A 26494-nucleotide genomic window follows, 5' to 3' on the forward strand; every position below is an offset into this window, starting at 1 on the left:
CATGGCAGCCATACGGGCCTACGGCACCACCACGATCTTGCGGCCCACCCCCGCCGCGAACTGCTCCAGCGCCCGCGGGTACTCCGCCAGCGGCAGCCGGTCGCTGATGAAGACCTCCGGGTCCAGCACCCCGTTCGCGAAGAGTTCGGCGGCCCGCTCGAAGCTGTGCAGGACGGCCATCGAGCCGGTGATGGTGATCTCCTGGTTGTAGATCCGGTACGGGTCGACGGTGACCCGGGTCGCGTAGTCGGCGACGCCGAACTGGAGGAACGTCCCCGCCTTCGCCACCCGCCCCAGACCGTCCTGGATCGCCGCCGCGTTGCCCGTCGCGTCCACGACCAGGTCCCAGCCGCGCGGCCGCTCCAGCTCGTCCGCGTCGGCCGCCGTCCCGGAGACGCCCAGCCGGCGGGCGGTCTCCAGCCGCGCCGGATTCAGGTCCACCACGTCCACGCTCGCGGCGCCCGTGCGCTTGGCCAGCTCCAGCATCATCAGCCCCATCGTCCCGGAGCCGTAGATCAGCACATGCGCGCCCAGCCGGGAGCGGAGCACGTCGTAGCCGCGCACCGCGCAGGACAGCGGCTCGATCAGCGCCGCGTCCTGGGTGCGGATGTGCTCGGGCAGCCGTACGCAGTTCGCCACCGGCGCCACCGCGTACTGGGCCGCGCCCCCCGCCGTGGTGACGCCGATCGCCGCCCACCGTTCGCAGAGGTTGTTGTGGCCGGTGCGGCAGTAGCGGCACTCGTGGCAGTACAGGGACGGGTCCACCGCCACCCGGTCGCCCACCGACACCTCCGTGACCTGCGTGCCGACCCCCACGACCGCGCCCGCGAACTCGTGCCCCGGCACGATGGGCAGCTTCGGCGCGAACTCGCCCTGGAGGATGTGCAGATCGGTGCCGCACAGGCCGCAGGCGGCGACCTCCACGACCACCTCGCGCGGCCCTGGCGTCGGGTCGGGGACCTCGGTGACGACGGCGCGGCCCACGGACTCGATGACGGCGGCCTTCATTTCACGGCTCCCAGGGACAGGCCCTGGACCAGTTTGTCCTGGGCGGCGAACCCCGCGGCGAGCACCGGCAGGGAGATGACGAGCGACGCGGCGCACACCTTCGCCAGGAACAGGCCCTGGCTGGTGATGAAGCCGGTCAGGAAGACGGGGGCGGTCTCCGCGACCACGCCCGTGAGGACCCGGGCGAACAGCAGCTCGTTCCAGCTGAAGATGAAGCAGATCAGGGCCGTCGCCGCGATCCCGGGCAGGGCGATCGGGGCGACCACGCGCGCGAGGATCGTCGGCAGCCGTGCCCCGTCCACCCGCGCGGCCTCGATGATTGCCACCGGCACCTCGGCCAGGAACGACTGCATCATCCACACCGCGATCGGCAGGTTCATGGAGGTGTAGAGGACGACCAGCAGCCAGATGTTGTCCAGCAGCCCCGCGTTCTTCGCGAACAGGTAGATCGGCAGCAGGCCCGCCACCACCGGGAGCATCTTGGTCGACAGGAAGAAGAACAGGACGTCCGTCCACTTCTTCACCGGCCGGAGCGACAGCGCGTAGGCCGCCGGGAGGGCGAGGAGCAGGACGAACAGGGTCGACGCGAGGGACGCCACCGTCGAGTTGACCAGCGCGGGCCAGGGGCTCGCGCCGCCGCCGGTGCCGAAGAACTCGCGGTAGCCGTCGAGGGTGAGCGACGCGGCGAAGGACGGCGGGTTGGTCGCCGCGTCCTGCTCCGAGTGGAAGGAGGTCAGGGCCATCCAGGCGACGGGCAGGAAGAACACGATCCCGGTCGCCCAGGCCAACAGGCCCAGGCCGCCTCGGCGTACGACGTTCATGCGCGGGACACCTCCTCGCGGAACAGGGACGAGACGACCCGCAGGGCGAAGGTCGCGATGACGATCGAGCCGATGACCACCAGGACGCCCGCGGCCGACGCGAGGCCGTTCTCATGGGCCTGGTAGAAGCTCTGGTAGACGGTGTAGGGGAGGTTCGCCGTGCCGAGGCCTCCCGAGGTGATGGTGAAGACCGCGTCGAAGTTCTGCACGATGTAGATCGAGCCGAGCAGGGCGCCCAGTTCCAGGTAGCGGCGCAGGTGCGGGAGGGCCAGATGGCGGAAGATCTGCCAGTCGCTCGCGCCGTCCACCCGGGCCGCCTCGATCTGCTGCTGGTCCCGGCTCTGGAGACCGGCCAGCAGGATCAGCATCATGAACGGCGTCCACTGCCAGACCAGGGAGGCCTCCACGGCGAGCAGCGGGGTGTCCGAGATCCAGTCCGGCTGGGGCCCGCCCACGTAGTGCAACAGGCCGTTGAGCAGGCCGTACTCGGGGTTGTAGAGGACGTGCTTCCAGAGCAGGGCGGCCGCCACCGGCACCACCAGGAAGGGCGCGATCAGCAGCGTGCGGACCACGCCCCGGCCGCGGAACCGGCGGTCCAGCAGCAGGGCCAGCCCCAGTCCCAGCACCAGGCTGACCAGCACCACGGTCGCCGTCAGCAGGACGGTCGTCCACACCGAGTGGCGCAGGTCGGCGTCGGTCAGCACCTGGTGGTAGTTGTCGAACCCGGTGAAGCGGCGGGCCTTGGGGTAGAGGGCGTTCCAGTCGAAGAAGGAGATCGCCACCGTGGCCACGAACGGGAGCTGGGTGACCACGATCATGAAGACCAGGGCGGGCAGCAGCGGGGCCCGGGTCGCCCAGGCGCGCAGCCGGGTGGAGGGGCCGCGCGGGGCACGTACGGGGGGTGCGGCCACGGGGGCCGTCGTCGTCGCGGTCATCGTCCCTCGTACTCCTCGGAGATCCGCTCGGCGAGCTGCTGGGCCTTGTCCAGGGCCGACTCGACGGACTGGCGTCCGGCGATGGCCGCGCTGATCTCCTGGGAGACCTTGGTGCCGAGGTCGGTGAACTCGGGGATGCCGACGAACTGGATGCCGGGCGCGGGCCGCGGCTGCGTTCCCGGGTCGTTGGGCTTCGCCGCCTCGATGGCCTGCTTCGTCATGTCCTGGAAGGCGGCCGCCTCCGCGCGGTAGGCCGCGTTCTCGTAGGTCGACGCCCGCTTGCCGGCCGGCACGTTCGACCAGCCGATCTCCTCGCCGACCAGCTGCTCGAACTCCTTGCCCGACGCCCAGGAGACGAACTTCCAGGCCTTGTCGGCGTTGCGGGAGGCCTTCTGTATGCCCCAGGCCCAGGTGTAGAGCCAGCCGGAGGCGTCGGTCCGCTCCACGGGGGCCGGGGCGTAGCCCACCTTGCCCTTGACCGGGGACTTCGCCGCCTCCAGGGAACCGGCCGCGGAGGTGGCGTCGTACCACATGGCGGCCTTGCCCTGGGTCATGTTGTTGAGGCACTCGGCGAAGCCGGACTGGGCGGCTCCGGACTCGCCGTGGTCGCGGACCAGGTCGACATAGAACTTCGTCGCCTTCTCGAAGGCGGGCGAATCGAGCCGCGCCGTCCAGTCCTGGTCGAACCAGGTGCCGCCGAAGGTGTTCACGACGGTCGTCAGGGGCGCCATCACCTCGCCCCAGCCGGGCAGGCCGCGCAGACAGATGCCCTTCATGCCGGGCTCGGCCCCGTCCGTCTTCGCCGCGAGGTCGGCGACCTGCTGCCACGTGGGGTGCGCGGGCATGGTGAGGCCTTGCGCGGCGAACACGTCCTTGCGGTACATCAGGAAGGACGACTCGCCGTAGAAGGGCTGGCCGTAGAGCTTTCCGTCGTCCCCGGTGAGGGACTCGCGCATCGGTTTCAGTACGTCCTGCTCGTCGTAGGCGGGGTCCGCCGCCACGTACGAGTCCATCGCGTGCAGCCAGCCGTTGCGGGCGTAGATCGGTATCTCGTAGTTCGACAGGGTCGCCACGTCGTACTGGCCCGCCTGGTTGGCGAAGTCCTGGCTGATCTTGTCGCGGACGTCGTTCTCCGGCAGCAGGGTGAAACTGACCTTGATGCCGGTCTCCTTGGTGAAGTGGTCGGCGGTGAGCTTCTGCAACTCGGCCATCTGGGGGTTGTTGACCATGAGGACGTTGAGGGAGTCGCCGCCGGAACCCGCCCCGCCGGCTCCGGCCCAGCAGCCGGAGAGCAGCGGGGCGAGCAGCGTCCCTGCGGCGACCGCGGCGAGCGTGGCTCGCGGCCTCCGTCGGCTCTGGGTGCGCATGGATCGCTCCTGGGCATAGGGGGATGTGTCGGGTGACCCGAGGCATGGCGGTGCCCTCGGGAGGGGGTGGTTAGGGGGTTCAGACCCGGATGACCTGAGGCCCCAGCAATGAGTACCGGTGGGCCTCGGCCGTCGGCAGCAGCGTGCTCGTCACGATCGTCTCCAGCGCGCCCACCTCGGCGAACCGGCAGAAGCTGACCGCTCCGAACTTGGTGTGCACGCCCACGAAGGCCACCCGGCGGGCCGCCCGCACGGCCTGTGCCTTGACCTCGCCGACGGCTGGGTCCGGGGTGGTCAGACCGTGTTCGCGGGAGATGCCGTTGGCGCCGATGTAGGCGAGGTCGACGACGAAGCCGGCCAGCATCTTCGTCGTCCAGTGGTCGACGGTGGCCAGGGTGCCGGAGCGGACCCGGCCGCCGAGCAGCAGCACGGACATGTTCTCGGTCTCGGCGAGCGCGCCCGCGACCGGCAGGGACGCGGTGACCACGGTCAGCGGCCGGTCCCTGGGCAGCGCCTCGGCGATGAGCTGCGGGGTGAAGCCCTCGTCGACGAAGACCGTCTCGGCGTCCCCGAGCAGAGCGGCCGCCGCGGCGGCGATCCGGCGCTTCTCGGGCACATGGCTGGTGGCGCGGAAGGCCAGCGTCGTCTCGAAGCCGGCGCTCTCCACGGGATAGGCGCCGCCGTGCGTGCGGCGCACCAGGCCGTGGTCCTCCAGGGCGCGCAGATCCCGCCGTACGGTCTCCCTGGCCACGCCCAGTTCGGTGGCGAGCGTGGCGACGTCGACCGAGCCGGTGGCGCGCGCGGTGCGCACGATCTCGCGCTGGCGCTCCTCCGCCGTTCTCGGGGGCATGTCGTCACCTCGCTCTTCCGCTGTCGTGCCCGTTCGGGCCCGGTGCGGCCCATGGGGGAAGTTGTACAGCGGGTGCGCGGCACTGACCAGGCCTGTTGCGGGCCCGATACTGCCCGGGTGGGCCCGTTTGCCGGGTGGCCTGCCCGGCTCGGACCTGCGGGGCAGCCGGGCGGCGGGTGGGATCGGGCAGGGCGCGTGCCCGGATACGGCGGCGGGCGGGCCCGTTCGGTGCCCGCCCGCCGTCCGCGAGGTCCTTCTTCCGGTCAGTACGGCCAGATCGGCGGGTCGCTGACGAAGTGGCCGCCCAGGTAGGCGTGGGCGATGTTCTCCGGGTCCAGCTCGCCCTGCTCGGCGATCAGCTTCTCGGCGTACGGCTCGGAGTCGTCCTGCGGTTCGTAGCCGAGCGCCCGCGCGGTGCCGAGGTCCCACCACAGCCGGGTGTTGGCGGAGGAGCCGTAGACGACGGTGTGGCCGACGTTCTCGGCGGTCAGGGCCGCGTGGAGGAGACGGGCGCAGTCGGCCGGGCTCATCCACACCGACAGCATGCGCACACTGGTCGGCTCGCCGAAGCAGGAGCCGATGCGCACCGACACGCTCTCCAGGCCGTGCTTGTCCCAGTAGAGCTGGGCGAGATCCTCGCCGAAGGACTTGGACAGGCCGTAGAAGGTGTCCGGGCGGCGCGGGGTGTCGATCGGGATCAGGTCGCCCTCGTCGGGCGACGGGTCGCCCGGGGGGCGGGGGGTGAAGCCGACGGCGTGGTTGGAGGAGGCGAAGACGATCCGCCGCACGCCCTCCTCGCGGGCCGCCTCGTACAGGTGGTACGTGCCCACGATGTTCGCGCCGAGGATCTTCTCGAAGGGGGCTTCCAGCGAGATGCCCGCGAGGTGGATGATCGCGTCGACGCCCCGCACGGCCTCCCGGACCGCGTCCCTGTCGGCCAGGTCCGCGACGATGGCCTCCGGGGCGTCGTCGATCGGACGCAGGTCGAGCAGGCGCAGGTCGTAGCCGTAGGCGGGCAGCAGCTCCCGCATCAGGGTGCCGAGGCCGCCGGCGGCGCCGGTGAGCAGGACGGTGCGCGGAGCGGGCATCCTCGGGTCTCCTTGGATCACTGGGGGGGGCGGACGCATGCGTGGCCGCAGTTCACATGCATGGACACGCTAAGGAGCGGCGACGGCACCCGTCAAGTGTCCTACGAGAGTGACAAAACTGCTGGTGTCTCGGGGGTTGGCGCGCTTGACCCGGCCGGAGGGGGCACCCTAGCGTGAGCTTGTTCAGGAATATGGACACTGCTCAAGAATATGGACCCGTTATGGACCCGGGAGAGCCCGTGACGTCAGCCCCGCTCGCCGACCGCCTCCGCGTTCCCAGCGGACCGCTGTTCTTCCCCGTCACCGCCTACGGCCCCGACGGCTCCCTCGACCTCGACACCTACCGCGCGCACGTCCGCCGGGGCGTCGAGGCGGGCGCCGCCGCGGTCTTCGCGGCCTGCGGGACCGGGGAGTTCCACGCGCTCGTCCCGGAGGAGTTCGAGGCCTGCGTGCGGGCGGCCGTGACCGAGACCGCCGGGCGGGTGCCGGTCGTCGCGGGCGCCGGCTACGGGACCGCGCTCGCCGTGCGCTACGCGAGGCTGGCCGAGTCGGCCGGGGCGGACGGCCTGCTCGCCCTGCCGCCCTACCTCGTCGTCGCCGCCCAGGAGGGGCTGTTGCGCCACTACCGGGAGCTGGCGGCCGCGACCGCCCTGCCGGTCGTCGTCTACCAGCGCGACAACGCCGTCTTCACCCCGGAGACCGTCGTCGAACTCGCCCGCACCGAGGGGATCATCGGCCTCAAGGACGGCCTCGGCGACCTCGACCTGATGCAGCGGATCGTCAGCGCCGTCCGCACCGAGGTCCCCGGCGACTTCCTCTACTTCAACGGGCTGCCGACCGCCGAACAGACCCAGCTCGCCTACCGGGCCCTCGGCGTCACCCTCTACTCCTCGGCCGTGTTCTGCTTCGCCCCCGAGATCGCCCTCGCCTTCCACCGGGCCCTCACCACCGGCGACGACGCCACCGCCCACCGCCTCCTCGACGGCTTCTACCGGCCGTTCGTCGAACTGCGGGCCCAGGGCCGCGGTTACGCCGTCTCCCTCGTCAAGGCCGGGGTCCGGCTGCGCGGCCTCGACGTGGGCGAGGTGCGCCCGCCGCTGCACGAACCGAGCGAGGACCATGTCAAGCAGCTCGCCCAGGTGATCGAACGCGGCTACGCGCTGCTGGAGGAGGACGGTTAAGTGAAGGCGTCGACATTCGTCTATCCCTGGGACGTCACCGGCGATCCCGAGGCGCCGGCCCGGATCGCCGCGCTCGGCGTGGAACAGGTGACCCTCGCCGCCGCCTACCACTCCACCCGCGCCCTCACCCCCCGCCACCCGCGCCACCGCATCGTCACCGCCGAGCACGCGGCCGTGCTGTACCCGACGGATCCGGCCGGCGACCGTTGGAAGGGCCGCGCCCTGCGCCCCTACCCGGCCGGTGACTGGGCCCCCGGCGACGCCTACGGGGAGGCCGCCGAAGCGCTCGCGAGCGCCGGTCTCGACGTGCACACCTGGGTGGTCCTCGCGCACAACTCCCGGCTGGGCGCCGACCATCCGGACACCTCGGTCGTCAACGCCTACGGCGACCGCTACCCGTGGGCCCCCTGCATCGCCCAGCCCGCCACGCGCGCGTACCTCGTCGACCTCGCCGCCGAGGCCGCCGTACGCCCCGGCGCGGGCGGCACCGAACTGGAGTCCCTCGGCTGGTACGGGCTCCAGCACCTGCACGCCCACGACAAGACCGCCGGAGTCGGCCTCGGGGACGCCGGCCAGTACCTGATGGCGCTCTGCTTCTGCCCCGCCTGCCGGGCCGGCTACGGCGAACAGGGCCTGGACGCCGACGCCCTCGCCGCCGCCGTACGGGAGGCGCTGGAGCCGCTGTGGCGGGGGGCGCCCGACGGGGAAGACTGGACCGGGGTGGAGAAGCTGCTCGGGGAGGAGACGGCGGCGGCCACGCGCGCGTGGCGCGACGAGACCGCCCGCACGCTCCAGGAGACGGCCGTACGGGCGGTACGGGACGTGGCGCCCGACGGCTTCCAGGTCCTGCTGCACGCCGACCCCGTGACGTACCACGTCGGCGCCAACCCGGGCGTCGACCCCGCGCACATCCTGTCCGTCGCGGACGGGGTCGTCGTGCCCTGCGCGGGCGGGCCCGGCCTGCTGGCCCCCTTCGCCGGACAGGGCCGGGCGGGCGCGGTCGTCGCCGCCAACTTCGGCGTCGTCTCCGGCATGGGCGGCAGCCCGGGGACGCTCACCGCCGACCTGGCGCGGGCGCGTGAGCTCGGGGCGACCGAACTCCGCCTGTATCACGCGGGATTGGCGTCGGACGGGGACCTGGCGGCCGTACGCGAGGCGCTGGCCGCCCGCTGAGAGCCGCGCAGCAGCGGCAGGACCGCCGACCGGGCCAGGGCCAGCAGCACCAGCAGCGGCCGGTACGGCACGAGTTCGGAGAGACCCGCCCCCGCCGCGAGGCCGACGGCGGTCGGCGCGTACAGCAGGGTGCCGGCCGTCGCGGTGACCCGGCCGAGCAGCGCGTCCGGCGTCTCCCGCTGCACGGCGGTCAGCGCGGCGATCAGCACACAGGGCAGCCCCGCCCCGATCGCCGCGCCGCACACCAGGGCCACGGGGTCCGAGACGATGGCCTGCGCGGCCACCGCGACGGCGGTGAGGGCGATCCCGCACGCGGCGAACCGGCGCTCCCCCAGCCGGCGCAGCGCGGGCCCCGAGAGCAGCCCCACCGCGACCGAACCGGCGCCCTGGACCGCGTGGAGCGTGCCCGTGTACGCGGGGGAGTGGCCGAGGCCCTCGACGACGGCGTAGACCAGCGGGCCGCCGAGACCCGACAACAGCATCGTCGCACCGCCCGCCAGGACCAGCGGGCGCAGCTCGGGATGGCCCCACAGGAAGCGGACGCCCTCGGCGGTCCGCGCCCGCCGGTGCACGGTGGTCGGCCGCGGCCGCTCCTCGCGGACCCGCACGCACGCGTACAGCCCCGCCGCGCAGAGGAAGCTGACCGCGTCCAGCAGCGCCACGGCCGGGCCGCCGTAGGCCGCGTAGACGCCCGCGCCGGCCAGCGGGGCGACCAGCTTCATGCCCTCCGTGGCCGTCATGCGCAGCCCGTTGAAGTCGCCCAGCAGCTCCGGGGCGACGACGCCGGCGACGAGCGCGGACTCGGCCGCGTCGGCCACCACCGCGGCGGCGCCGTACAGGAACAGCACCGTCCACAGCAGCCACAGCCGGCCGGCGGAGTCGACGGCGAGGACGGTGAGCAGCAGGGCCGCCGGGCCCAGGTTGAGCGCGACGAGCAGGGGCCGTCGGCGGGTCCGGTCGGCGAGGGCGCCCAGCGCCGGGCCGAGCAGCGTGGGCGCCCACAGGGCGAGCGTGCACAGCGCCGCGAGCCCGCCTGAGCCGGTGAGGTCCTTGACCCACACCCCGGCCGCCAGCCAGAGCGCCGAGGTGCCGAAACCGGAGACCCACGACGCGGTGAGACAGAGCGCGGCGTCGCGGTCCCGCAGGACACGAACCACCGACCAGTTCTTCGTCATACCCGGTCATCGTGGGTCTGAGGCGGTCACCCGGGCATCGGGCAACTGCCCTATCCGCTGCCGCCGGCCCCGCGGGGATCCGCCGGACTTCCTGGGCGACGCACACCGCCGGGACCCGCACCGATGAGTTCGCGGGCTGCCGCCGGTCCACCCCGTATGACCGACACGACAGCCGTACCCACACTCGACCTCGGACCGCAGACCCTGATCGTGGCGCGCCTCGCGGAGGGCGTCCGCGACGAGCAGCTCGCGGACGGGACGCCCTGCCCGGGCTGTGCCGTCCGCAACATGCTCGGACACCTCACCGGACTCGCGGTCGCCTTCCGGGACGCCGCCCGCAAGGACCTGGGCCCCACGACCGACACCCCGCCGGACGCCGCCGCGCCGGAGATCGGCCCCGGCTGGCGCGAGGAACTCGCCAAGGCGCTCGACGCGCTCGCCGACGCCTGGCGCGACCCGGCCGCCTGGACCGGCATGACCCGCGCGGGCGGTGTGGACCTGCCCGGCGCGGTCGCGGGCGCCGTCGTCGCCGACGAGCTGGTGATCCACGGCTGGGATGTGGCCCGGGCCACGGGCCAGGAGTACACACCCGACCCGGCCGCGCTGTCGGCGGCGCACGGGTTCCTCGCCGCCGCGGCGGCCCAGGGCGAGCCCGGGAGCGGCGCGTTCGGCCCCGTCGTCCCCGTCCCGGACGACGCCCCGCTGCTCGACCGGGCGGTCGGACTGAGCGGACGCGACCCGGGGTGGACGCGGTAGCCCGCCCACCGGGCGGGGCGTGAAGGTTCCCTGCGGTCGCCGTGGACACACGCAATCACGGCGCGTCCCGCGGAACCGAAACGTACGCTCCCCACCATGCCCCTGAGCCTCACCGTCCTCGGTACCGCCTCTCCGCACCCGGGGCCGGGCCGCCCCTGCTCCGGCTATCTGCTGCGCGGCGCGGGGGCGGAGGTGTGGGTGGACGCGGGCCCCGGGACGTTCGCCGAGTTGCAGCGGCACACGGATCCCGACCGGCTCACCGCGATCTGGATCTCCCACCTGCACGCCGACCACAGCGCCGACCTCCTCGCCGCCGCCTACGCCCTCGCCTACGGCGGGATGACCCCGCCGGCCCCCATCCCGGTCTACGCGCCGCTCGACTGCGCCCGGCGTCTCGCCGGGTTCTTCGGTCGGCCGGACGTACGGTTCCTGAGCGGGGTCTTCGACTTCAGGGCCCTGTTCGACGGGCACACCGTGCGGCACTGGAACCTGCGCCTGACCTCCCGCGCGATGGTGCACGACACCGAGGCGTACGGGCTGCGGGCCGAGTGCCAGGGGAGCGTCCTGGCGTACTCGGGCGACACCGGGCCGTGCGAGGCCCTCACCGAACTCGCCTCCGGCGCCGATCTGTTCCTGTGCGAGGCGGACATCGACAGTCATCGCGAAGGCGAACGGGAGCGGCAGGTGCATCTCACGCCGGAGGAGGCCGGCGACGCCGCCCGCAGGGCGGGGGTGCGCGAGCTGTACATCACCCACGTCGGGCCCACGCTGACCCGGGAGGCCGCGACCGCCCGGGCCACCGTCGCCTTCGGGGCCCCCGCCCGCACCGCCCGCGAGGGCGAGACCCTCCCCTTCTGACCCTCGGGGCGCTCCCGCCCCGGCAGCCCCGCCCCGGCATCCCGTCCCGGCAACCTCAACTTCCTTTGTCGGAAGCATTGACGAAACACAGCGCCGCTCCTACCTTCGACCCGTCGTACTTCGTACGTCATATATGAGACGCGATACACCAGATCCGAGATCAGATACGCGACATCCGAGAGGCGCGCATGACCTCTGTGCCCACGCCGATCCCGTCCCGCACGCAGTACGTGCTGGAGGAGATCAAACGCCGCATCCTCACCGGGCGGCTGACGCCCGGCCAGGCCCTGGTCGAGACCGAGCTCGCCGCGCAGTTCGGGGTCTCCAAGACCCCGGTGCGCGAGGCGCTCAAGACCCTGGCCGGCACCGGACTGGTCGTCATGAGCCAGTACAAGGGCGTCACGGTGCGCATGGTGGACGCGGACATGGCGCGCGAGGTCTACGACGTACGCCTGCTCCTCGAACCCGAGGCGCTCCGGCGGGCGGTGCGTCGAGGCGCCTCCCTTGACGCCGCCCGTGACGCGCTGACCAGGGCCGACCAGGCGACCGACACCGCCGAACGGTCTCTGGCCAACCGTGAGTTCCACCGTTCGCTGTACCTGCCGTGCGGCAACCCGCTGCTCGGCCGGATGCTCGACGAGGTGCGCGACCAGGCCGCCCTGGTCTCCGCCGTCGCCTGGGCCGCCTCGCCCTCCTGGGAACGGGAGGCCGGCGAGCACCGCGAGATCCTGCGGCTCGCCCTGGCCGGCGACTCCGACGGAGCGGCCCGCGCCCTGCACGCCCACATCGCCTCGTTCGTGCACCGGGCGTTCCCCGAGACCGCCCAGGAGGCCCCTGAGGGGCCCCGGGCAGAGAAAGGTCAGGAATGAGCAGCGTGGCGTTCGAGACCCAGCGTGCGGCCCTGGCCGACGTGGTGGCCATCCCGGTGACCCCGTTCGCCGAGGACGGCTCCGTCGACGGCGAAGCCCACCGGGCCCTGCTGCGCCGGCTGCTCGACGGCGGGATCACCACCCTCACCCCGAACGGCAACACCGGCGAGTTCTACGCCCTGACCCCCGAAGAGCGCCGCCTGGTCACGGAGCTGACCGTCGAGGTGGCCGGCGGACGGGCGGCGATCCTGGTCGGCGTCGGACACGACGTGCCGACCGCCGTCGCCTCCGCCCGGCACGCCCGTGAGCTGGGCGCCCAGATGGTGATGGTCCATCAGCCCGTCCACCCGTACGTGTCGCAGAGCGGCTGGGTCGACTACCACCGGGAGATCGCGGCGGCGGTGCCCGAGCTGGGCGTCGTCCCGTACATCCGCAACGCGCAGCTGCGCGGCGAACGTCTCGCCGAGCTCGCCGACGCCTGTCCGAACGTCATCGGCGTCAAGTACGCCGTCCCGGACGCCTCGCGCTTCGCCGCGTTCGCGCGGGACGCGGGCCTGGAGCGCTTCGTCTGGGTGGCCGGCCTCGCCGAGCCGTACGCCCCCTCCTACTTCTCCGCGGGCGCCACCGGCTTCACCTCCGGGCTCGTGAACGTCGCCCCCGCTGTTTCGCTGAACATGATCGAAGCGCTTCGATCTGGGGACTACCCGGCCGCGATGAAGGTGTGGGAACAGATCAGGCGCTTCGAGGAACTGCGCGCCGCCAACGGCTCCGCCAACAACGTCACCGTCGTCAAGGAGGCCCTTTCCTCCCTTGGCCTGTGCCGCCGAGAGGTCCGCCCGCCGAGCCGGTCGCTGCCCGAGGACGAGCGCGCCGAGGTCGCCGCCATAGCCGCCGGATGGTCCATATGAAGCGCTTCGACGATCAAGCTCGCAAACGCCCGGAGGACCTCCGAAGCCACCAGTGGTACGGCGCCGAGGGCCTGCGCTCCTTCAGCCACCGCGCCCGTACCCGCCAGCTCGGCTACCTCCCCGAGGAACACCTCGGCAAGCCGGTCGTCGCGATCCTCAACACCTGGTCGGACATCAACCCCTGCCACGTCCACCTGCGCGACCGCGCGCAGGCCGTGAAGCGGGGCGTGTGGCAGGCGGGCGGCTTCCCGCTGGAGTTCCCGGTCTCCACGCTCAGCGAGACCTTCCAGAAGCCGACCCCGATGCTCTACCGCAACCTGCTCGCGATGGAGACCGAGGAGCTGCTGCGCTCCTATCCCGTCGACGGGGCCGTGCTGATGGGCGGCTGCGACAAGACGACGCCCGCGCTGCTCATGGGCGCGGCCAGCGTCGACCTGCCGACGGTCTTCGTCCCGGCCGGCCCGATGCTGCCGGGGCACTGGCGCAACGAGGTCCTCGGCTCGGGCACCGACATGTGGAAGTACTGGGACGACAAGCGGGCCGGCCTCATCGGCGACTGCGAGCTGGCCGAGCTGGAGAGCGGCCTCGCGCGCTCGCCGGGCCACTGCATGACGATGGGTACGGCGTCCACGCTGACGGCCGCCGCCGAGGCGCTGGGCGTGACGGTCCCGGGCGCGTCGAGCATCCCCGCCGTGGACTCCGGGCACGACCGGATGGCGGCCGCCGCGGGCCTGCGCATCGTCGAACTGGTCCACCGGGACCGCAGGTTGAGCGAGATCCTCACCGCGGACGCGTTCGAGGACGCGGTGACGACCGTCCTCGGCCTCGGCGGCTCGACGAACGCCGTGATCCACCTCATCGCCATGGCCGGCCGCGCGGGCGTCAAGCTCACCCTCGACGACTTCGACCGCGTCGCCCGGACCGTCCCGGTGCTCGCCAACGTGCGGCCCGGCGGCCAGAAGTACCTCATGGAGGACTTCCACTTCGCGGGCGGACTCCCCGGCTTCCTCTCCCGGATCCCGGACCTGCTCCACCTGGACCGCCCGACCGTCTCGTACGACACGCTGCGCGAGCAGCTGGCCGGGGCCCAGGTGCACGACGAGGACGTCATCCGGCCCCGGGACAACCCGGTCGCGAGCGAGGGCGGGGTCGCCGTCCTGCGCGGCAACCTCTGCCCGGACGGCGCCGTCATCAAGCACATCTCCGCCGAGCCCCACCTGCTCCGGCACACCGGCCCCGCGGTCGTCTTCGACGACTACCGGACCATGCAACGCACCATCAACGACCCCGGGCTGGGCATCACCGCGGACACCGTCCTGGTGCTGCGGGGCTCCGGACCCAAGGGCGGCCCGGGCATGCCCGAGTACGGCATGCTGCCCATCCCCGACCACCTGCTCAAACAGGGTGTGCGGGACATGGTGCGGATCTCCGACGCCCGGATGAGCGGGACGAGTTACGGCGCGTGCGTCCTGCACGTGGCGCCCGAGTCGCACGTCGGCGGCCCGCTCGCCCTGGTGCGCACGGGGGACTCGATCACCCTCGACGTCGAGGCCCGCTCCCTCCGGCTCGACGTGGACGACGAGGAGTTGGAGCGGCGTCGGGCGGAGTGGACGCCGCCGCCCGCCCGGTACGAGCGCGGCTACGGCGCGCTCTACAACGAGCAGATCACCCAGGCCGACACCGGCTGCGACTTCGAGTTCCTGGCCCGCCCCGGCAAGGTCGCGGACCCGTACGCGGGCTGAAGCCGGCCCACCACCACACGCCCGGCCAAGAACGCGCCACGCACCACGAGAAAGCGCTTCCTGCGCGACGCGCCCCGCACGCATGACGCACCGAGAGACGTACTGAGAACGGAGAACAGTCATGGCCCAAGCCGCAGCCGTGGCGAAGCCGCCCGCGCCACCCCGGCGGCGCCGTGCCTCCGCCACGCCCCGCAGACTGCCGTACCTGCTGATCGCGCCGGCGGCCCTGCTGATGCTGGGCTTCATCGCCTACCCGGTCATCAGCGTCTTCTACTACAGCCTGCAGAACTACAACCCCACCAAACCGTGGCGCAACGGCTACGCGGGCTTCGACAACTTCGTCCACGCCTTCACCGACGACCCCCAGTTCTGGGACACGCTGACCTTCAGCGCCCAGTGGGTCTTCGTCGAGGTCGGACTCCAACTGCTGTTCGGCCTCGCCCTCGCCCTGATCGTCAACCAGACCTTCGTGGGGCGCTCGCTCGGCCGGGCGCTGGTCTTCTCCCCGTGGGCCGTCTCCGGAGTGCTGACCTCCGCGATCTGGGTGCTGCTCTACAACTCCCAGACCGGCATCACCCGTTACCTCGCGGACATGGGGATCGGCGAGTACGGCACCAGCTGGCTGTCGGACACCTCCACCGTCTTCCCGGCGGCGATCATCGCCGACCTGTGGCGAGGCGTCCCCTTCTTCGCGATCCTCATCCTCGCCGACCTCCAGTCCGTCTCCAAGGACCTGTACGAGGCCGCCGAGGTCGACGGCGCCAGCCGGATCAAGCAGTTCTGGCACATCACCCTGCCCCACCTGAAGGACGCCATCGTCCTGTCCACGCTGCTGCGCGCCGTGTGGGAGTTCAACAACGTCGACCTGCTCTACACGCTCACCGGCGGCGGCCCGGCGGGGGAGACCACCACCCTCCCGCTCTACATCGCCAACACCAGCGTCGACGCACACAACTTCGGCTACGCGTCCGCCCTCACCACGGTCGCGTTCGTGATCCTGCTCTTCTGCTCGATGGTCTATCTGCGGCTGAGCAAGTTCGGAGGAGGCGACAAATGATCACCAAGGAGGCCACCGAGGTCACACCCGTCCCCGTGCGCGTGACCGGCGCGGCCGACCGGCGTCCGCCCAGGCAGAAGCGCGCCTGGGACGAGGCCCCCCGCTGGCAGATCTACCTCCCCCTGTCGATCTACCTGGTCTTCACCCTCGTCCCCTTCTACTGGATCCTCCTCTTCGCGCTGCGCCCGGCCGGCTCGACCTCGCTCGTGCCCTGGCCGATGACCTTCGACCACTTCGAGAAGGTCTGGAACGAGCGGGACTTCGCCGTCTACTTCCAGAACAGCGTGCTCACCGGTGTGGCGACCCTGCTGCTCACCACCGGCGTCGCCCTGGCCGGCGGCTACGCCCTCGCCCGCTTCGACTTCAAAATCAAGCGCGGCTTCATGCTCGCCCTGCTGTGCACCCAGTTCGTGCCGGGCGCGCTGCTCCTGGTGCCGCTCTTCCAGATCTTCGCCGAGCTCAAGATGATCAACTCGCTCGGCAGCGTCATCATCGCCGAGACGGTCTTCCAGCTGCCCCTGTCGATGATCCTGATCAGCGGCTTCATCCGGAACGTGCCGTACTCCCTGGAGGAGGCCGCCTGGGTCGACGGATGCAACCGGCTCACCGCCTTCCGGATCGTCGTCCTTCCCCTGCTGCGCCCCGGGCTGATCGCCGTCGGTTCCTTCGCCTTCGTGCACGCCTGGAACCACTTCCTGTTCGCCCTGATGTTCCTGTCCGACCAGACCAAGCAGACGATCCCCGTCGGCCTCAACACCCTGATGAGCGCGGACAGCGTCGACCTGGGCGCGCTGGCCGCGGGCGGCATCATCGCCGCCGTCCCCGTGGTGCTCGTCTTCGCCTTCATCCAGAAGTGGCTGATCACCGGCTTCAGCGCGGGGGCGGTGAAGGGGTGAGGATCCGTCAGATCACCGTGGTGGCAGCGGCGTTGGGACTGCTCTGCGTCCCAGCGCAGGCCGAGGCCCGGGACATCTCCCGCGACACCCTCGCCACCGACGACGGCTGGGCCGCGTACGGAACCGGCACCACCGGAGGCGCCGCGGCCGACGACGCGCACGTCTACACGGTCACCGACCGCGCCGGACTCGTCCGCGCCCTCGACGGCGGCAGCGACACCCCGAAGATCATCAGGATCGCCGGGACGATCGACGCCGACACCGACGACGACGGCGACCACCTGGACTGCGCCGACTACGCCACCGACGGGTACGGCCTGAAGAAGTACCTGACCGCCTACGACCCGCGCACCTGGGGCTCCGCCAAGCCGAGCGGCCCGCAGGAGGAGGCCCGCCAGGCGTCGGCGGCCCGGCAGGCCGAGCGGATCGTGCTGCCCGTCGGTTCGAACACCACCATCGTCGGCCTGGACCGGGCGGTCCTCAAGGGCGCGAGCCTCCAGGTCAGGAACGCGGACAACGTCATCCTGCGCAACCTCGACCTGCGCGACGCCTACGACTGCTTCCCCGTCTGGCAGCCCAACACCGGCGGCCTCGGCGACTGGAAGACCGCGTACGACACCATCTGGCTGAACGGCGCGACCCACGTCTGGGTCGACCACGTCACCGCCTCCGACCAGGGCCACCCCGACGCCGCCGAGCCCACCTGCTTCGCCCGCAACTACCTGCGCCACGACGGCCTGCTGGACATCACCAACGGCTCCGACCTCGTCACCGTCTCCTGGAGCCGGTTCGCGGGCCACGACAAGGCGATGCTCATCGGCAGCGGCGACACGGCCACCGGCGACCGCGGGAAACTCCGGGTCACCCTGCACCACAACCAGTTCGAGTCCGTCGTACAGCGCGCACCGCGCGTCCGCTTCGGGCAGGTGCACCTCTACGACAACCGGTACGTCGTCCCCGAGGGCGCCGAGTACCGCTACTCGATCGGCGTGTCGACCGAGTCGGCCCTCTACGCCGAGAACAACGCCTTCCACACCCCCGGCCACGTCGAGGTCGCCGACCTGGTCAAGAGCTGGAACGGCACCGCCCTGCACCAGAGCGGCACGCTCTTCAACGGCTGGCCCGTGGACCTCCTCGCCGTCTACAACGCCTACAACAGCGGCAGCGAACGCGATCTCACGGCGGACGTCGGCTGGACGCCTACCCTGCACGGAAAGATCGACAGCGCCGCGGTGGCCGACCGTGAGGTGGCACGCGGCGCGGGCGCTGGGAGGATCCCATGAGCACCGCCGAACCGATGACCAGCCCGGTCCCGATCGTCCTCGCGGGCGCGCGCGGCCACGGCCGCTGGCACCTGGACAACATCCGCCGGCTCCAGGACAAGGGCATCGTCCGCCTGTCGGGAGTCTGCGAGCTGACCCCGCTGACCGCGGCGGAGATCCCCGAGGGACTCGGCACGCCCGAGCAGTCCGCCGACTTCGGCACGCTGCTGGACACGACCGGCGCCCGGATCGCCGTCATCTGCACCCCGATCCCCACCCACACCGACCTGGCCCTGATCGCCGCGCGCAAGGGGGTGCACCTGCTGCTGGAGAAGCCGCCCGCGCCCTCCTACGCCGAGTTCCGCCGGATGGCGGACGGGGTCGCCGAGGCGGGCGTGGTCTGCCAGATCGGCTTCCAGTCGCTGGGCTCGCACGCCGTGCCCGCGATCCGCGCACTGATCGAGGACGGGGTGGTCGGCGAGGTCGCCGGGGTCGGCGGCGCCGGGGCCTGGGCCCGGCCCGAGGCGTACTACCGACGGGCGCCCTGGGCGGGCAGGCGCCGGCTGAACGGCGTCGACGTGATCGACGGGGCGCTCACCAACCCGCTCGCGCACGCCGTCGCCACCGCCCTCGCGCTGGCCGGCGCCACCCGCGCCACCGACGTGAGCGGCATCGAGACCGAGCTGGCGCACGCCAACGCCATCGAGTCCGACGACACCTCCTGCGTCCGCGTCACCACGGCCGACGGCCGCGAGATCGTCGTCGCGGCCACGCTGTGCGCCGAGGACCCCGACGACCCGTACGTCATCGTGCACGGCAGCCGCGGCCGGATCACGTACTGGTACAAGCAGGACCGCGTCCTGCTCCAGCGGGCCGGCCACGGCCCCGAGGAGTTCGAGTACGGCCGCACCGACCTGCTGGAGAACCTCGTCGAGCACCTCACCGACGGAACGGAACTGCTGGTCCCGCCCGTCGTGACCGAGTCGTTCATGCGGGTCGTCGAGGCGATCCGGGTCGCCCCCGACCCGGTGCAGGTGCCCGCCGACGCCTGGCGTCTGCTGCCCGACGAGGAGCGGCGGGTCGTCCCCGGCATCGACGGCCTCGTCGCGGCCGCCGCCGACACCCTCGCCCTCTACTCCGAACTGGGCGTCCCCTGGGCGTTCACGACCGCGCATCCGAAAGAGGTGAGCCCCTGATGACCGCAACCGCACCCGACGCACCGGTCGTCCTGCGTGTCGCCGGCCGCCCGGTCGCCCGCTACGTGACCCGGCCCGAACTGCCCGCCCGGCTCTCCCCGCGCCCCTATCTGCACCCCGTCACCACCCTGGCCGGCACGGCGGTCACCGAGCTGAGCCCGGCCGACCACACCCACCACCTCGGCGTCGGTGTAGCCGTACCCGACGTCGAGGGGCACAACTTCTGGGGCGGCCGCACCTACGTCCGCGACCAGGGCCCGACCGAGCTCGACAACCACGGCGCCCAGCGGCACGGTTCCTTCCAGCTCCGCGACCCGGACGGCTTCGTGGAGGAGCTGCGCTGGGTCGCCTCGGGGACGGAGCTGCTGCGTGAGCGCCGTACGGTCGCGGCCACCGAACTCACCGACTCCGCCTGGGCGCTGGACTTCACCTTCTCCCTGACCAACGTCACCTCAGGACCGCTGTCCATCGGCAGCCCGGCGACGAACGGGCGCCCCGGAGCGGCCTACGGCGGCTTCTTCTGGCGGGCCCGGAAGGAGGACGCGGCCCCCGAGGTCTTCACCGCCGGCACGGAGGGCGAGGCATCCGTCCACGGAGGCCGCGCCGACTGGCTCGCCCTGGCCGGCGCCCACTGGACCCTCGTCTTCGCCGGAGCCACCCCCGCCACCCGCCGCGACCCCTGGTTCGTCCGCACCGCCGAGTACCCGGGCGTCGGCTCCTCGCTGGCCTCCGAGGAGAGGCTGGCGGTCCCGCCCGGCGAGACGGCCGTACGCCGGATCGTCACCGTCGTCGCCGACGGCCGCCTGAACCGGGACGAGGCGGCGGTACTGGTACGGAAGGCGGTCAGCCAATGACGTCCGAGACGTACACCAACCCCGTGCTGAACGCCGACTGGTCCGACCCGGACGTCGTGCGGGTCGGCGACGACTTCTACCTCACCGCCTCCAGCTTCGGCCGCGCCCCCGGCCTGCCCCTGCTGCACTCGCGCGACCTGGTCCACTGGACGCTCATCGGCCACGCCCTCGAACGCCTGGAACCGGCGGCCGAGTTCAGGTCCCCGCGGCACGACTGCGGAGTGTGGGCGCCCTCCCTGAGGCACCACGACGACCGTTTCTGGATCTTCTGGGGCGACCCCGACCAGGGCATCTTCCAGGTCAACGCCCCGCAGATCAGGGGGCCCTGGTCCCGTCCGCACCTGGTGAAGGAGGGCAAGGGCCTCATCGACCCCTGTCCCCTCTGGGACGACGAGACGGGCGAGGCCTATCTGGTCCACGCCTGGGCCAAGTCCCGCGCGGGCGTCAAGAACCGGCTCACCGGCCACCGGATGCACCCCGAGGGCACGGCCGTCCTCGACGAGGGCAAGGTGATCGTCGACGGGGACCGGATCCCCGGCTGGTTCACCCTCGAAGGACCGAAGCTCTACCGGCACGACGGCTGGTTCTGGATCCTGGCGCCCGCCGGGGGAGTGGAGACCGGCTGGCAGGGCGCCTTCCGGGCCCGCGACTTCTTCGGCCCGTACGAGGAGCGGATCGTCCTGGAGCAGAAGGACACCGAGGTCAACGGCCCCCACCAGGGCGGCTGGGTGCGCACCCGGTCCGGCGAGGACTGGTTCCTGCACTTCCAGCAGCGCGGCGCGTACGGCCGGGTCGTCCACCTCCAGCCGATGCGCTGGGGCGCATCCGGGAGCGCGGCGGGCTGGCCGGTCATCGGCGACGAGGGCGCGCCCGTGCTCGAGCACCGGCGGCCCGACCTGCCCGCGGGACCGCCGGCCGCACCCGCCACCGACGACGACTTCCCCGGCGGACGCTTCGGCCGCCAGTGGTCGTGGACGGCCAACCCGCAGGACGGCCTCGCCACCCAGCACTCCGCCGACGGACTGCGCCTGACCTGCGTGCGGACGGCCGACGCGCACGACCTGCGCAGGCTGCCGAGCGTCCTCACCCAACGGCTGCCCGGCCTCCCGTCCGCCGTGGAGGTGGAACTGGAGCTGCACAGCGAGGAGCCGGGAGCCCGCGCCGGACTCGCGGTCCTCGGGGACGCCTTCGGCTGGATCGGGCTCCAGCGGGGCACCGACGGGGCGGTCCACCTCGTGCACCGGTTCGCCGAAGCGGTCGCCGAGAGGGAACGGGACGCGGCCCATCCGCGACTCGCCCCCCGGGGACGGGCGCGCCTGCGGATCGAGATCGGCACCGGAGCACGTTGCCGTTTCGCCTACGACACCGGTGACGGTCTGCGCTACTCGGGACCCGTGTTCGCCGCCACGCCCTGGCGCTGGGTGGGCGCCCTACTGGGCCTCTTCGCCCTCGCGCCCCCCGGAACCGGGCACGCCGGAGCGGCCGCGTTCGGCGAGTTCCGGATCAGCCCGCTCCGCCCGCTCTGACCCCTCACTTTCCGTACGCCTGTCGGGAGCCGCAATGACGCACTTCCCTAGCAAGCGCTTGCCGAGACCGGCTGTGGTCCTGGCCGCCGTCACCGGCCTGCTGGCCGCTCTCGGCCTCGGTGCCGCCGGACAGGCGAAGGCCGCCGGTGAGCCGGGGACGGCCGCCGTCACCCCGGCCTTCTCGGCGTCCCCCTGGACCGACCGGGCGCACGGCTTCGCCTCCCTCGCCGGCGGCACCACCGGAGGCGCCGGCGGCGAGGTCGTCACGGTTGCCGACCAGGCCTCGCTCGCGCGGTACGCGGCGGCCGAGGAGCCGTACGTCATCCGGGTCGAGGGCGCGGTGGCGGTCGAGCCCTTCGGCTCCGACATCGTCGTGACCTCGAACAAGACGATCATCGGCGTCGGCGACACCGGCGAGATCGTGCACGGGGAGCTGCATCTGAACCCCGGTACGCACAACGTGATCATCCGCAACCTGACGATCCGCGACTCGTACGTCGAGGGCGACTGGGACGGCAAGACGACCGACTTCGACGCGATCCAGATGGACACCGCGGACCACGTGTGGATCGACCACAACCGGTTCACGCACATGGGCGACGGGCTGCTCGACATCCGCAAGGACAGCCAGTACATCACCGTCTCCGCCAACCGGTTCGACACCCACAACAAGGCGTTCGGCATCGGCTGGACGACGAACGTCCTGACCCAGATCACCATCGACCACAACTGGTTCACGGGGACGAAGCAGCGCAACCCGTCCGCGGACAACTGCGCGTACGCCCACCTCTACAACAACTACCTCTCGGCGCAGGTGGCCGACGGGGACCCGGTGTGGAGTTACGGGAACTGGTCGCGCGGCCACACGAAGATGGTCATCGAGAACAGCTACTTCGACGGGATCCAGCACCCCTACCAGGCCGACGCCACCGCCGAGCTGGTGCAGCGCGGATCGATCCTGAGGAACACCAGCGGGCGGACCGACGCGTGGGGTTCGGCCTTCGACCCGCGGGAGTTCTACGCCTACCGGCTGGATCCCGCGGCCGCCGTTCCCGCGCTGGTCACCCGGTTCTCCGGGCCGCAGAAGCGGATCGGCGCCCCACCACGCCTCCGCACCGGCATCACCCACTGACCCCACCCACCGGCACCACCACTGACCCCCCACAACTTCATATCTCCGTTGGGATCCAGAAGAAGAGAGCCGACCACATGAAGAGCAGCATCCGCAGAAGCAGGCGCGCCGCCCTGGCCGTCGCCCTGGGCTCCGTGCTCGCGCTGACCGCCACCGCCTGCGGCGACGACGGCAGCGGCGGCGCGGGGGACAAGGGAGGCGAGGGCTCCGGCAAGGGGGAGATCACCTTCTGGGACAACAACGGCGGTGTGCGTACCGACGTCTGGAAGGAGATCATCGCCGACTTCGAGAAGGCGAACCCCGACATCAAGGTCAACTACGTCGGTGTGCCGGCCGACAGCGTCCAGTCCAAGTACGACACCGCCATCCAGGGCGGCGGTCTGCCCGACGTCGGCGGCGTGGGCACCGCGATGCTCGCCGAGGTCGCCGCGCAGGGCGCCCTCGAACCGCTGGACAGCCGGATCTCCAAGAGCGCGCTGAACGGCAAGCTCAACCAGAAGTTCCTGGACGGCGTCAAGGCGGCGGGCATCGACGGCAAGACGTACTCGGTGCCGACCTCCGCGAACAACGGCACCCTCTGGTACCGCACCGACCTGTTCCAGCAGGCCGGCCTCGACGCGCCGACGACCTGGACGAAGTTCTACGCGGCCGCCGACAAGCTCACGAACAAGAAGAAGAACGCCTTCGGGTACACCATCCGCGGTGGCGCGGGGTCCATCGCCCAGGCGCTGGACGCCACCTACGGGCAGAGCGGCATCACCGAGTTCTGGAACGGCGAGAAGACCACGGTCAACGACCCGAAGAACGTGGCCGCGCTGGAGAAGTACGTCGGTCTGTTCAAGAAGGACACGCCGTCCGCCGACGTCAACAACGACTTCACCAAGATGGTCGCCCAGTGGGACTCCGGCACCATCGGCATGCTGAGCCACAACCTGGGCTCGTACGGCGACCACGAGAAGGCGCTGGCCGGCAAGTTCAAGGGCATTCCGGCGCCGACGCAGGACGACGGCACGCGGGTGCAGGTGTCCAACCCGGTCGACGGGCTCGGGCTGTTCAAGGCGAGCAAGAACAAGACCGCAGCCTGGAAGTTCATCGAGTTCGCCGCGTCGCACGCGTCCAACAGCAAGTGGAACGAGACGGCGGGTCAGGTGCCGGCGAACTCCGAGGCGGCGCAGGACAGCTGGGTGCAGGAGTCGGAGCCGACGAAGCTGGCCGCCGAGGCGCTGGCGGGCACCACCACCAAGATCGTGCAGCTGCCCTACTACCTGCCCGACTGGAACACCATCTCCAAGGCGGACAACGAGCCGAACTTCCAGAAGGTGCTGCTCGGGAAGCTGAGCCCGAAGGACTTCCTGGACACGTTGGCCGAGCAGCTGAACGCGGCGCAGGCCGACTGGAAGAAGAACCACGCGTAGGTCACGCGGTTTCGGTCGTGGGGGACTGCGGGCCCGTTGTGGCCGGCCGCGCAGTTCCCCGCGCCCCTGAAGACATTCACTCGCCCCTGTTGAGAGGTGCACCTCGTGTCCCTTACCCGCAGACAGGTCACTTCGGCGGCGTTCGCCGCCGTTCCGCTGGGCGTGGTGGCCGCCGGGCCCGCACAGGCCGGGGCTCGCCGGCCCCGCACGCTCTTCATCGCCGGTGATTCCACCGCCGCCCAGAAGTACTCCGACGCCGCGCCCGAGACCGGGTGGGGCATGGCGCTCCCCTTCTTCCTGCACAAGGACCGGCCCGTCGCCAACCACGCGGTGAACGGGCGCAGTTCGAAGAGCTTCGTCGACGAGGGGCGGCTCGACGCCGTCCTCGCCGCGATCCGGCCGGGGGACCTGCTCCTCGTCCAGTTCGCGCACAACGACGAGAAGACCACCGATCCGGCCCGCTACACCGAGCCCTGGACCACCTACCAGGACTACCTGCGGATGTACGTGGACGGCGCCCGTGCGAAGGGCGCGCGGCCGGTGTTGGTCACGCCCGTGGAGCGGCGCAGGTTCGACGCCGAGGGCAACGCCGTGCCGACGCACGGCGAGTACCCGGCCGCCATGCGCGCGCTCGCCGAGGCGGAGCGGGTGGCGCTGCTCGACGTCCAGGCGTTGTCGCTCGCGTTGTGGCAGCGCCTCGGCGTCGAGGAGACGAAGACGTACTTCAACTGGACCGAGACCGAGCAGGACAACACGCACTTCAATCCGCCGGGCGCGATCGCCGTGGCGCGGCTCGTCGTCGGCGAGCTGCTGCGGACGCGGGTGCTGGGGCCGCGTGACGTCGTCCGGCTGCACGACGAGATCCCCACGTCCTGGATCACCTGGCCCGCACCGCTCGCCTAGGCCCGCACCGCTCGCCTAGGCCCGCACCGCTCGCGCAGGACCCGCACGCCCTTTCGTCACAAGAGGAGACCCGTACAGTGCGTACACAGATATGTCATGGCCGCGTCATTGCTGCCCTGATGGGGTGCACCGCGCTGGTGCTGTCCGTCACCGGCACCGCGTCCGCCCAGGCCGACGCCCACTCCCGCTCCTCGGCCCGCGACCTCGGCCGGCAGGTCCTGGGCGCGAACGACGGCTGGGCCTCCTACGGGACGGGAACCACGGGCGGGTCGGCCGCCGACGCCGACCACGTGTACACCGTCACCACCTGGGCCGGGTTCAAGGCCGCCCTCGCCGCCGGCGGCAGCGCGCCGAAGATCATCAAGGTGAAGGGCGTCATCGACGCCGTCGCCGAGGGGTGCGACGCCTTCGCCGCGCCCGGCTACGACTTCGACGCCTATCTCGCCGCGTACGCGCCCGAGACCTGGGGTCTTGACACCGACCTGAGCGCCGAGCCCGACGACAGCCCGGAGGGGCTGCGGCGCGCCTCCGCGGCCGCCCAGGACACGGCCATCAAGGCGAACATCCCCGCCAACACCACCATCGTCGGCATCGGGAAGAACGCCGGCTTCAAGGGCGTCAGCCTGCAGATCAAGGCCGTCGACAACGTGATCATCCGGAACCTGGCCTTCGAGTCGCCCATCGACTGCTTCCCGCAGTGGGACCCGACCGACGGCACGAACGGCAACTGGAACTCCGAGTACGACACGGCCGTCGTCTACGGCTCGACGCACGTGTGGCTGGACCACAACACGTTCACCGACGGATCGCACCCGGACAGCGCCGCGCCGACCTACTTCGGCATGCTGTACCAGCAGCACGACGGCGAGCTGGACATCGTCCGGGGCGCCGACTACGTCACCGCCTCCTGGAACGTCTTCACCGACCACGACAAGACGATCCTCATCGGCAACAGCGACAGCGAGTCGACGGCCGTCGGCGACCGGGGGCACCTGAAGGTGACCTTCCACCACAACCAGTTCTCGAACCTGGTCGAGCGCGCCCCCCGGGTCCGCTTCGGACAGGTCGACTCCTACAACAACCACTTCGTCGCCGACGACTCCTTCGCCTACAGCTTCGGCATCGGCAAGGAGTCCCAACTCGTCGCCGAGCACAACGCGTTCACGCTGCCGACGGGGGTCAGCGCGGCCAAGGTGCTGAAGCGGTGGAACGTGTCGCCGCTCACCGCCGACGACAACTACGTCAACGGCCGGCTCACGGATCTGATCGCCGTGCACAACGCGGAGATCCCGGCCGAGGTCCTGCAGTCCGGCGCGGGCTGGACGCCGACCCTGCGCACCAAAGTGGACCCGGCGAAGGCGGTTCCCCGGATCGTCGACTGCGGCGCGGGCGCCGGACGCCTGGGCTGACCCTCCGGCCGACCCCTCCGGCCGACCCCTCGGCCGGCCCCTCCTACGAAGGCCGGGGCGGGCGGCGCCCGTCGCCGCCCCGGCCCCCTCAGCAGAGCCGCACTGCCAAGGAG

23 protein-coding genes and 1 pseudogene are annotated in these 26494 nt (G+C 71.7%); 17 read left to right on the forward strand and 7 right to left on the reverse strand.

The features are described 5' to 3' along the window. Positions 1–18: 18 nt before the first annotated feature. The 6 genes from ACIRPU_RS24980 to ACIRPU_RS25005 form a co-directional block, all read right to left on the reverse strand. Positions 19–1008, reverse strand: a complete 990-nt coding sequence (locus tag ACIRPU_RS24980) for a zinc-dependent alcohol dehydrogenase family protein (RefSeq protein ID WP_403871020.1) — start codon at positions 1006–1008, stop codon at positions 19–21. Then, positions 1005–1829 (reverse strand): carbohydrate ABC transporter permease, encoded by an 825-nt coding sequence (locus ACIRPU_RS24985; protein ID WP_403871023.1) that lies wholly within the window; start codon positions 1827–1829, stop codon positions 1005–1007. The genes ACIRPU_RS24980 and ACIRPU_RS24985 overlap by 4 nt, the downstream gene beginning before the upstream one ends. Then, positions 1826–2764: a carbohydrate ABC transporter permease gene (locus ACIRPU_RS24990; protein ID WP_384121171.1), complete on the reverse strand. Its 939-nt coding sequence runs from the start codon at positions 2762–2764 to the stop codon at positions 1826–1828. The genes ACIRPU_RS24985 and ACIRPU_RS24990 overlap by 4 nt, the downstream gene beginning before the upstream one ends. Further along, the gene (locus ACIRPU_RS24995; RefSeq protein WP_403871026.1) at positions 2761–4131 is read right to left on the reverse strand and encodes an ABC transporter substrate-binding protein; all 1371 of its coding nucleotides are present in this window, start codon (positions 4129–4131) and stop codon (positions 2761–2763) included. The genes ACIRPU_RS24990 and ACIRPU_RS24995 overlap by 4 nt, the downstream gene beginning before the upstream one ends. Positions 4132–4210: 79 nt before the next feature. Next, positions 4211–4981 (reverse strand): DeoR/GlpR family DNA-binding transcription regulator, encoded by a 771-nt coding sequence (locus ACIRPU_RS25000; protein WP_403871029.1) that lies wholly within the window; start codon positions 4979–4981, stop codon positions 4211–4213. A 263-nt stretch (positions 4982–5244) separates the two neighbouring features. Next, on the reverse strand, positions 5245–6069 hold the full coding sequence (locus ACIRPU_RS25005; RefSeq protein WP_403871031.1) for an NAD-dependent epimerase/dehydratase family protein: 825 nt from the start codon (positions 6067–6069) through the stop codon (positions 5245–5247). A gap of 239 nt (positions 6070–6308) precedes the next feature. Between ACIRPU_RS25005 and ACIRPU_RS25010 the strand changes: the two genes are divergently transcribed. After that, complete coding sequence (locus tag ACIRPU_RS25010; RefSeq protein WP_403871034.1) at positions 6309–7250, forward strand: 5-dehydro-4-deoxyglucarate dehydratase; 942 nt, start codon at positions 6309–6311, stop codon at positions 7248–7250. Further along, positions 7251–8423 (forward strand): hypothetical protein, encoded by a 1173-nt coding sequence (locus tag ACIRPU_RS25015; protein ID WP_403871037.1) that lies wholly within the window; start codon positions 7251–7253, stop codon positions 8421–8423. On the opposite strand, the gene ACIRPU_RS25020 is transcribed toward ACIRPU_RS25015, so the two are convergent. Further along, positions 8360–9598, reverse strand: coding sequence for an MFS transporter (locus ACIRPU_RS25020; protein ID WP_403871040.1), 1239 nt, complete (start codon positions 9596–9598; stop codon positions 8360–8362). The two genes, ACIRPU_RS25015 and ACIRPU_RS25020, sit on opposite strands and share 64 nt — an antisense overlap. 156 nt (positions 9599–9754) lie before the next feature. Between ACIRPU_RS25020 and ACIRPU_RS25025 the strand changes: the two genes are divergently transcribed. The 15 genes and pseudogenes from ACIRPU_RS25025 (at position 9755) to ACIRPU_RS25095 (ending at position 26381) form a co-directional block, all read left to right on the forward strand. Next, positions 9755–10354, forward strand: a complete 600-nt coding sequence (locus ACIRPU_RS25025; RefSeq protein WP_403871043.1) for a TIGR03086 family metal-binding protein — start codon at positions 9755–9757, stop codon at positions 10352–10354. 96 nt (positions 10355–10450) lie between these two features. Then, positions 10451–11212: an MBL fold metallo-hydrolase gene (locus ACIRPU_RS25030; RefSeq protein WP_403871046.1), complete on the forward strand. Its 762-nt coding sequence runs from the start codon at positions 10451–10453 to the stop codon at positions 11210–11212. 188 nt (positions 11213–11400) lie between these two features. Further along, the gene (locus ACIRPU_RS25035; protein ID WP_355703867.1) at positions 11401–12081 is read left to right on the forward strand and encodes a GntR family transcriptional regulator; all 681 of its coding nucleotides are present in this window, start codon (positions 11401–11403) and stop codon (positions 12079–12081) included. Then, positions 12078–12989 (forward strand): dihydrodipicolinate synthase family protein, encoded by a 912-nt coding sequence (locus tag ACIRPU_RS25040; RefSeq protein ID WP_355703868.1) that lies wholly within the window; start codon positions 12078–12080, stop codon positions 12987–12989. The genes ACIRPU_RS25035 and ACIRPU_RS25040 overlap by 4 nt, the downstream gene beginning before the upstream one ends. Further along, positions 12986–14731 (forward strand): L-arabinonate dehydratase, encoded by a 1746-nt coding sequence (gene araD / locus ACIRPU_RS25045; RefSeq protein ID WP_355703869.1) that lies wholly within the window; start codon positions 12986–12988, stop codon positions 14729–14731. Before ACIRPU_RS25040 ends, araD begins: the two co-directional genes overlap by 4 nt. Before the next feature lie 121 nt (positions 14732–14852). Then, positions 14853–15788 (forward strand): sugar ABC transporter permease, encoded by a 936-nt coding sequence (locus tag ACIRPU_RS25050; protein WP_355703870.1) that lies wholly within the window; start codon positions 14853–14855, stop codon positions 15786–15788. After that, on the forward strand, positions 15785–16684 hold the full coding sequence (locus ACIRPU_RS25055; RefSeq protein WP_403871050.1) for a carbohydrate ABC transporter permease: 900 nt from the start codon (positions 15785–15787) through the stop codon (positions 16682–16684). Before ACIRPU_RS25050 ends, ACIRPU_RS25055 begins: the two co-directional genes overlap by 4 nt. Continuing rightward, positions 16681–17967: a polysaccharide lyase family 1 protein gene (locus tag ACIRPU_RS25060; RefSeq protein WP_403871053.1), complete on the forward strand. Its 1287-nt coding sequence runs from the start codon at positions 16681–16683 to the stop codon at positions 17965–17967. The genes ACIRPU_RS25055 and ACIRPU_RS25060 overlap by 4 nt, the downstream gene beginning before the upstream one ends. Beyond that, entirely contained in the window at positions 17964–19142 is a 1179-nt protein-coding gene (locus ACIRPU_RS25065; protein ID WP_403871056.1) for a Gfo/Idh/MocA family protein, read from the forward strand. Before ACIRPU_RS25060 ends, ACIRPU_RS25065 begins: the two co-directional genes overlap by 4 nt. Beyond that, positions 19142–19996, forward strand: a complete 855-nt coding sequence (locus ACIRPU_RS25070; protein ID WP_403871059.1) for a PmoA family protein — start codon at positions 19142–19144, stop codon at positions 19994–19996. Before ACIRPU_RS25065 ends, ACIRPU_RS25070 begins: the two co-directional genes overlap by 1 nt. Beyond that, positions 19993–21522 carry a family 43 glycosylhydrolase gene (locus ACIRPU_RS25075; RefSeq protein ID WP_403871061.1) on the forward strand — a complete coding sequence of 510 codons (1530 nt, stop codon included), beginning with the start codon at positions 19993–19995 and terminating at the stop codon, positions 21520–21522. Before ACIRPU_RS25070 ends, ACIRPU_RS25075 begins: the two co-directional genes overlap by 4 nt. 34 nt (positions 21523–21556) lie before the next feature. Next, positions 21557–22618, forward strand: a pseudogene (locus ACIRPU_RS25080) (polysaccharide lyase family 1 protein); the annotation flags it as partial. Positions 22619–22731: 113 nt separating this feature from the next. Next, the gene (locus ACIRPU_RS25085; protein WP_403871063.1) at positions 22732–24069 is read left to right on the forward strand and encodes an ABC transporter substrate-binding protein; all 1338 of its coding nucleotides are present in this window, start codon (positions 22732–22734) and stop codon (positions 24067–24069) included. A gap of 105 nt (positions 24070–24174) precedes the next feature. Continuing rightward, entirely contained in the window at positions 24175–24972 is a 798-nt protein-coding gene (locus tag ACIRPU_RS25090) for a rhamnogalacturonan acetylesterase (RefSeq protein ID WP_403871065.1), read from the forward strand. Between the two features lie 77 nt (positions 24973–25049). Beyond that, positions 25050–26381, forward strand: a complete 1332-nt coding sequence (locus tag ACIRPU_RS25095; protein ID WP_403871068.1) for a polysaccharide lyase family 1 protein — start codon at positions 25050–25052, stop codon at positions 26379–26381. Positions 26382–26494 lie beyond the last annotated feature (113 nt).

It is taken from the genome of Streptomyces sp. NPDC102259, assembly GCF_044766465.1.
In the GTDB taxonomy this organism is placed as follows: domain Bacteria; phylum Actinomycetota; class Actinomycetes; order Streptomycetales; family Streptomycetaceae; genus Streptomyces.